The sequence below is a fragment of the Stenotrophomonas maltophilia genome, assembly GCF_003970865.1.
Classification (GTDB): Bacteria; Pseudomonadota; Gammaproteobacteria; order Xanthomonadales; family Xanthomonadaceae; genus Stenotrophomonas; species Stenotrophomonas maltophilia_AR.
The window spans coordinates 1-6,618 of sequence record NZ_RXLZ01000111.1 but is presented as its reverse complement, the minus strand read 5'-3'; the positions used below and the strand labels follow the sequence as shown (position 1 = coordinate 6,618).

The following is a 6,618-nucleotide window of genomic DNA, read 5'->3' as shown; positions in this document are numbered from 1 at the left end:
ATCTAACAGTAAGTCTTTCCACTAGCATACATGACTATATGTTTTTTTTTTTCAAGACAGCACAGTGAAACCGGGTAGGGGCCCCGCTCGTGGGCTCGGAGATGTGTATAAGCGCAAGGGCTGGAAACTACGGCCACCAGCCACGCCCGAACCGGGCGAAATAATCGGCCGCCCGCTCGAACGGGTTGCGCGCACTCACTCCGCCGCACAGCAGATACACCGGCAGGTACAGCGGCCCCAGCACCATGTACTGGTACACGTGTGCGCGTTCGTGGTCGTCCAGCCGGATCAGCGGCTCCACGCCCCACCCCGCCTGGTGCGCATAGGTACGGCAGGAAATGCCCAGGTCACGGCCGGTATGCAGGATCACATTGCCCAATGTGATCGCCCCACCCGGCCCCCACGGCCAGCGGTCGAACACCAGCGCGCAGTCACGGCCGCTCCAGCGCAATGTCGCGCCGCCGAGCATGCCGGCCAGGCCGCCGATCACGCCGAGCAGGGAGTTGGGTGACGTCCACACCGCGCCCAGTACCTGCAGCGCGCGCAGCCAGATCGGCGAGGGCGCCAGGGCAGTCTTCAATCGGCCTCGTTCGGCATCAGCAGCCACAGGATCAGGTAGACCAGGATGCCGGGGAAGGCCGCCGAGCCGATCGAGACCAGCACGAACACGATCCGCACCAGCGTGGGGTTCCAGCCGAAGCGGTGGGCGATACCGCCCATCACGCCGGCAATCATGCGGTCGTTCAATGAACGCGACAGCGTCTTGGGCGTGGTGTTCATGGCGGCGGCTCCGGGAAACGGACAAGGCAGTCGAGCATGGCTCGACTCTACACCGCCCCTATGTCTACGGCGCGCGGTGGCGCAGGGCCTGCAGGCGTGCGCCGAACCAGGCGGCTGCGGTCTGTTCAGGCTGCCCCGGGCACTGGATGCGGTAGGGTTTGCCGCTCATGCTGCTCTGACTGGCCGCGCGCTCGATGAACTGCTCGGCGCTGTCCACCATGTCCTTCTTCAGCAGGTAGTCGTACTTGCGCTGCAGGTGCGCGCGCGCATCACTGCCATCGTGCCAGCTGCCATTGCGCTGGAAGCGGCATTGGGAGCCATCCAGGCTGGCGATCAGCTGGGCGATCTCGCGCCGTGCATCCGCACCTGGTGCGGCCTGGGCCACAGGGGCTGCCAGCAGCAGCGCGGCAAGCAGCATCGAAATCCTTTGCGACATCATCATTCTCCATGCAGTCGAGCATGGCTCGACGCTACAAAAACGAAGCAGGCTTTACGCGTCGCGCGCCTTCAGCCAGCCATCGATCGTGGCCGGCACTTCGCGCTGCGCGCGGCCAGACACGTAAATACCGATATGCCCGCCGCGGAAACTGGACTCGGTGTAGTCCTCCGTGCCCAAGCGCCCGCGCATCGCACGCGAGGCATCCGGCGGCACCAGATGGTCCTGCTCGGCATAGATGTTCAGCACCGGCAGGGTCACCTGCGACAGATCCACCGCTTCCTCACCGATCCGCACCGTGCCGTTCACCAGCCCGTTGCCCTGGTAGAACTGCTTGATGAAGTCGCGGAACGCCTCGCCCGCCAGATCCGGCGAATCGAAGATCCACTTCTCCATGCGCAGGAAATCCTCCAGCGCCGCCTTGTCATCGAGGATGTCGAGCAGGCCCACGTACTTCTGCACGTTCAGGCGGAACGGCTTGAGCATCAGGTAACTGGCATTCATCAGGTCAGCCGGGATGTTGCCCAGCGTGTCAACCAGCAGGTCCACGTCCACCTGCCGCGCCCAGTGCGAGAGCATGTTGTCGGCGGTCTGGAAATCGACCGGGGTGACCATGGTGATCAGCTTGCCCAACTTCTGCCGGCGCAACGCGGCGTAGCAGAGTGCGAACACGCCGCCCTGGCAGATACCCAGCAGGTCCACCGGGCCGCCACTGCGCACGCGCAGCGCGTCCACCGCACCATCGATATAGCGCAGGAGGTAGTCCTCCAGGGTCTGGAAGCGTTCGGACCGGTCCGGGTAGCCCCAGTCCAGCACGTACACGTCCTGGCCCAGCGCCAGCAGCTTCTGCACCAGTGAACGGTCGGCCTGCAGATCGACCATGTACGGCCGGTTGACCAGCGCGTAGACGATCAGCAGCGGCGTGCGCCGGGCCGGTGCCTGTTCGCCGACGAAGCGATACAGCACCACCTTGCCGTCGCGCCACACTTCCTCGCGGGCGGTTACGCCATAGTCCACGTCTTCCACCTGCGGCAGCAGCTTCAGCCCTTCCATCAGCTTGCGCTGCATGGCCAAGGTCTCCTGCATCAGGTCATCGGCGTTGAAGCCCAGCGGTCCCTTCATCGGTCACGGGTCCGAGTGGAAGTGCGGGGTGCAGCCTTTTTCGCGGGCGCCTTTTTCGCAGCCGCCTTCTTTGCCGGCGCGGCCTTCTTCGCGGCCTTGCGCACGACCGGCTTCACCTTCGCCGGCGCCGGCTGTGCCACTGGGTCCACCTCGGCAGTTCCAGCCAGCACCGCCACTTGTGCCTGCAGCCGGCGCAGGCTGCGCTCCAGCTCGGCGATGCGACGGTGTGCGGCATCCATCTCGCTGCGGGTCGGCAGGCCGATACGTTCACTCATCTGTTCCACCTCGCGCTGCAGGCCGGCGCGCAGGCGCATCTGTGCGTTGCCCAGCGAGGCGTACACCTGCTGGAACGGTTCGGACATGGCGACCTTGGCGTAGGCCTCCTCAGCCACTTCGATCCACAGGTCGAACATCGCGCGGGCGCTGGTCAGCTGGCTGCCGGGCTGTTCGTGCTCGGCCAGGCGCTGCTCGAACAGCGCAAAGGCCTCATCCAGCGCCTGCTTGATCTGATCAACGTAGGCGCGCGAATGCTGCTGGTACTCCTCTTGCGCCCGCAGCAGGGCCTGCCAGCGCGCCTGGTGCTCGCGGCCGGGGCCGAACGCCGGGCTCTGCAGCCACGGGCCCGCCTGCAGCTGGAACTGCTGCAGCCATGCGGCGAATTCGGGCACAGCGGCGCCGGCGTGGGTGCTGCCGCGGGCGCCCTGCAGCATCCACTGCAGCATGCCGTCGCCTTGCCCCTGCACTGCCTCGCGCCAGGCCTGGGCCACATCGGCACTGCTGGCGTCGCGGCCGGCGAAACGCGCGGCAACCTCCTGCATGGTGCCGTACCAGCTGCCCGCCTGTTCCCGGAACCGGCGCACGGCATCTTCCGGCGCGCCCTGCGCTTGCTCGGGCAACAGCTGGCCCCACCAGTCGAACAACCGCTGCCAGCTGCCGGGGGCGTCACCGGCGGGTGCACCGGGCGTGCTCGCATGGCGCAGGGCATCGCCCCAGGCGCCGAAATACTGCCGGGCCAGGGTCTCGAAATCGCTGCTGCCGGCGTCGTGGGCCGAGCTGGTCATCGCAGGCCTCCGCAGGGCTGGCTCATGGCTTGGGGATACGCAGGGTCTTGCTGATCATCAGCGACCCGGACAAGGCGAACAGCAGCACCATCGGGTGCAGCTGCCACGGGCCGATCTGCCACTGGCCGAACCAGATGTTCTGGCCGATGGCATCGGTACCGGCGGCAATCGCCAGTACGATCACCAGCACCAGGCTGGTCGGGATCGGGGTGCCCTCGAAATACGTGACCTTGCCCTCGTCGCCGGCGAGCGCCTCGGCGGTGACGTTGTAGCGTGCCAGGCGGCTGACACCGCAGCAGACGAAGTAGCTCAGCACCAGCCAGTCCCAGCCGCCCTGCATGCCGCAGGCATAAGCCAGTGCCGCCGGCGCCACGCCGAAGGAGATCACGTCGGACAGCGAGTCCAGCTCGCGGCCGAGGGTGGAGCTGGACTTGCGCCAGCGCGCGATGCGCCCGTCGAGCGCGTCGAAGATGAAGGCCAGCGGGATCAGCGCCATGCCGAACAGCAGGTAGCCGCGCTCGCCGTCCTGCAGGAAGCGCATCGCGGCAAAGACCGCACCGGTGCCGCAGAAAGCATTGGCCAGGGTGAACCAGTCGGCCAGCTGGAATTCGCGCAGCATCGAGAAGTGACGTTTCATGGGGTCTCACGGAGCATCAAGGCCCACAGGTTACCGCGAGCGCCGCCGCTGGCGACAGCGGCGGCAGGGTCCATCCTTCACCGCTCCCTCACCCGTCCTCACCAGCGGTGAATTTTTCGCCACCCATCTTGACAGCCTAGGGGGGTGGCGCCTGTCGCGGCTTATCCACAAAGTTGCCCACGCGTAATCCACACCCCCTGTGGACAACCAGATCTCACCGACTGCGACGCTGGACATTTCCTCATCACTCTGCAGCGGGGTTTCCCTACTTCCCAAGCCACAAGGTCGGCGCTATGGTCACCGGCGGACCCGCCGCCGCCACGTCCGAAACTCTGCAACGGACGATGATGATGCTGGATGCTCCCACCCTGGCCGCACAGCTGCGGCAGCCCCACGGCGAGGCCGCGCTGGCGGTGGCCGACTCGATGAACCGCAGCAACGGCGCACTCAACCTGGCCGCAATCGGGCTGCTGGCCGTCGGTGCCGGCGAACGGGTCCTGGAGGTCGGCCCGGGCAATGCGGCCTTCGCGCCACTGATGCTGCAGGCCACCGGCAGCCACTATCTGGGCATCGAGCTGTCCACGGCCATGGTCGAGGCCGGCAACCAGCGGCTGGCCGACGCCGGGGTGGCCGAGCGTGCTGCGATGCGACACGGCGACGCCCATGCACTGCCGGTCGCCGATGCCGCGATGGATGCCGCGCTGGCGGTCAACACCCTGTACTTCTGGCCGAACCTGGCCCCGGTGCTGGACGAACTGGCGCGGGTACTGCGCCGGGGCGGCCGCCTGTGCCTGGCCTTTGGCGATGCCAGCTTCATGCGTAGCCTGCCATTCGCCGCCGACTTCCAGCTGCATGAGCTGGACGCGGTGGAGCTGGCGCTGCGGGTATCAGGCTTCCGCGTCTCGGCCTGGCGCAGCCACCGGGAATCCGCGGCCGGCAATGACGGCCAGATCCGAGAAAAGCACTTCCACCTGCTGCTGGCACAGCGGCACTGAAGAGGTAGAGCCGGCTGCTGGCCGGCTGCCTCGACAATTCCAGGTTGCCGGCCAGCGGCCGGCACTACCCAGCCTGCACCCTGCGCCGCCAATGCGCGAAACAGAACACCTGCATCACCAGCATGGCCAGCAACCCCAGCGGCCACGCCCACCACAGCCCGGCCAGACCGTGCCGGGACTGCAGCCACGTCGCCAGCGGCAGCTCCAGCAGCAATACCGCCACCATGCCCAGCAACGCTGGCAGCCATACCGTGCCGCTGCCGCGCATCACCCCGACCAGCACCGCACTGCCTCCCATCGCCAGCACGCCCCACACCACCGTGCGCAACTGCTGCGTGGCCAGTTCTCGCACGTCGGTCGCCGCCAGGATCAGCCCGGTCAGCCAGGGCGCCAGCGCCACAACCAGCACCACCACCCCGCTCAGTATCGCCAGTCCAAGCAGCACACCGGTGCGGGCGATGGCGGGCAGTCGTACCCCACGCCCCGCGCCCATCGCATGTGCAGCGAGGATGGTGGCGGTGATACCCATCGACATCGCAGGCAGCTGCACCCAACTCATCAACTGATTGACCGCGCCGTAAGCGGCCGTGGCGGTATAACCGTGGCGATTGATCCAGCCCAGCAGCACGATCTCGGCTACGGCCAGACTGAGCATCTGCAGCGAAGACGGTACGCCGATGCGCAGCATCGAACGGATCAGCGCTCCATCGAAGCGGATGGCTTGCAGCAACTCATGCCCCGGTGCCAACGGGTGCCCCATCCGCTGCCACCGCCACATCAGCCAGGCCAGGGCCAGCAGCGAGGCGAGCGCCGCCGAGACTGCCGCACTGGCCGCGCCCAGCTGCGGCAGGCCGGCCCAGCCCAGGATCAGCAGCGGCGTGCACAGCAGGCCGACCACCGTGGCCAGCAGCAGCGCATGCAGCGGCGTTTTGGCATCGCCCACCGCACGACTCACCGCAGTGGCCAGCCACAGCAGGAAGAACGCCGGTGCAGCCAGCAGCAGAACACGGGCATAGACGATGGATTCGCCGAGGATCGGCGCTGGCGTGCCCAGTGCCGCCAGCAGCTGTGGCGCGAAACCGCCACCCACCGCCATCACCAGCACTGACAACAGCAGAATCAGTGCCACCGCACTGCCGGCCACCGCGCGAGCCTGTTGCGGCCGGCCCGCGCCCCAGGCCTGGCCGATCAACACCATCGCACCGGTGGCCAGACCCATTACCAGGGCCAGCAGCAGGAAGAAGACAGGGAAGAACGCAGCGGCGGCGGCCACCGCCTGCGTACCCAGCAGATGGCCGAGGTAGACGTTGTCCAGCGTGCCTGCGGCCAGCTGCAATGCGTTGGTCAGCAGCATCGGCAACAGCAGGGTCAGATAGGTGCGCCAGAGGGGCGGCGCGACCGGGGGGCGCGTAGGGCGGCGTGTCCCACCGGGAGGGGCGCAGGGGGATTGGGGGCCAGGCTGCAGGAGACCGGGGGGATCGCGTTGGGGGTGTTGCGGTCCCTGGGCGTGCCGGTGAGGCTCAGGTCGGACTGGTTGGGGGTGTCGGTCTGGTTGGCTTCGGTGTGGAACGCATCGAAGGTGCTGGT

The 6,618-nt window shown here is 67.3% G+C and carries 9 protein-coding genes; 1 reads left to right on the top strand and 8 read right to left on the bottom strand.

Annotation, left to right across the window (positions count from 1 at the left end):
• Nucleotides 1–127: 127 nt before the first annotated feature.
• From EKL94_RS21640 to EKL94_RS21615, 6 genes are all read right to left on the bottom strand, one after another.
• The gene (locus EKL94_RS21640; RefSeq protein ID WP_126930594.1) at nucleotides 128–580 is read right to left on the bottom strand and encodes a hypothetical protein; all 453 of its coding nucleotides are present in this window, start codon (nucleotides 578–580) and stop codon (nucleotides 128–130) included.
• Complete coding sequence (locus EKL94_RS21635) at nucleotides 577–780, bottom strand: PspC domain-containing protein (RefSeq protein ID WP_014037612.1); 204 nt, start codon at nucleotides 778–780, stop codon at nucleotides 577–579. Before EKL94_RS21635 ends, EKL94_RS21640 begins: the two co-directional genes overlap by 4 nt.
• Nucleotides 781–844: 64 nt before the next feature.
• On the bottom strand, nucleotides 845–1,219 hold the full coding sequence (locus EKL94_RS21630) for a YfeK family protein (RefSeq protein ID WP_440086201.1): 375 nt from the start codon (nucleotides 1,217–1,219) through the stop codon (nucleotides 845–847).
• 51 nt (nucleotides 1,220–1,270) lie between these two features.
• A complete protein-coding gene (gene phaC / locus EKL94_RS21625) occupies nucleotides 1,271–2,338 on the bottom strand; it encodes a class III poly(R)-hydroxyalkanoic acid synthase subunit PhaC (RefSeq protein ID WP_126930592.1) in 1,068 nt (355 codons plus the stop codon).
• Entirely contained in the window at nucleotides 2,335–3,399 is a 1,065-nt protein-coding gene (gene phaE / locus EKL94_RS21620; RefSeq protein WP_126930591.1) for a class III poly(R)-hydroxyalkanoic acid synthase subunit PhaE, read from the bottom strand. The genes phaC and phaE overlap by 4 nt, the downstream gene beginning before the upstream one ends.
• 22 nt (nucleotides 3,400–3,421) lie before the next feature.
• Nucleotides 3,422–4,036 (bottom strand): CDP-alcohol phosphatidyltransferase family protein, encoded by a 615-nt coding sequence (locus tag EKL94_RS21615; RefSeq protein ID WP_014647547.1) that lies wholly within the window; start codon nucleotides 4,034–4,036, stop codon nucleotides 3,422–3,424.
• Nucleotides 4,037–4,380: 344 nt separating this feature from the next.
• Between EKL94_RS21615 and EKL94_RS21610 the strand changes: the two genes are divergently transcribed.
• A complete protein-coding gene (locus EKL94_RS21610; protein ID WP_126930590.1) occupies nucleotides 4,381–5,031 on the top strand; it encodes a class I SAM-dependent methyltransferase in 651 nt (216 codons plus the stop codon).
• 64 nt (nucleotides 5,032–5,095) lie between these two features.
• On the opposite strand, the gene EKL94_RS21605 is transcribed toward EKL94_RS21610, so the two are convergent.
• Complete coding sequence (locus tag EKL94_RS21605; protein WP_260473482.1) at nucleotides 5,096–6,385, bottom strand: MATE family efflux transporter; 1,290 nt, start codon at nucleotides 6,383–6,385, stop codon at nucleotides 5,096–5,098.
• A 14-nt stretch (nucleotides 6,386–6,399) separates the two neighbouring features.
• A partial coding sequence (locus EKL94_RS22560; RefSeq protein ID WP_221767992.1) for a hypothetical protein occupies nucleotides 6,400–6,618 on the bottom strand: 219 nt, incomplete at its 5' end.